Origin of the sequence: Bacillus sp. JCM 19034 (assembly GCF_001310635.1) — a bacterium.
Classification (GTDB): Bacteria; Bacillota; Bacilli; order Bacillales; family Bacillaceae_D; genus Halalkalibacter.
In genome coordinates this window covers 1-588 of the sequence record NZ_BAXR01000067.1, presented here as the reverse complement: position 1 = coordinate 588, position 588 = coordinate 1, and the positions used below count along the sequence as shown (strand labels likewise).

Genomic DNA, 588 nt, shown 5'->3' with positions numbered 1-588 from the left:
GCGACAATTTCTCCACTTACATAATGTCCCGCATCGTCATCTTCTTCATCTGTGACGGCTTCGCCATCTACCTCTAATGTGCCTGGCACATACTCAAGGCCTCTGGTAGTTCATCACGGATGATCAGATTTTTCACTAAACTATCTTCGATTGTATTTCGCGTTTGAATCGTATACAGCAGTGTATCTCCCACTTCTGGGTGATCTTCATCTGTATTACCATCCACTTTTTCAACTAGTTCCGCTGCTTTTTCTGACTCTAGCTTCGGATCCTTCGGATCGACCGTGAATTCATGTTGCGGGTTCTCTGGATCAACATTATCACCGTCGACCGTTGCTTCGTTTTCTATCGTCTCTTCCGATTGACCTGCGTCAATCACCGCTTGGAATGTGATCGTACGCCATTCCGTATCCGTTACATTTCCAAAGTTAGCGGTAATCTCACCATCTTCAAAGTCCGCTATTCCTTCATGGCTTACTTCTAAACTTCCTTCGACATAGCTAAGTCCGTCTGGAAGTATATCTGTGATCACGAAGTTTTCAACTAAACTTTCGCGAACTGTATTACGTGCTCGAATCGTATAAACAA

Annotated in this window: 1 pseudogene; it reads right to left on the bottom strand. The window is 44.0% G+C overall.

From position 1 onward, the window contains the following. Positions 1–73 precede the first annotated feature (73 nt). Positions 74–588, bottom strand: a pseudogene (locus JCM19034_RS20675) (DUF11 domain-containing protein); the annotation flags it as partial.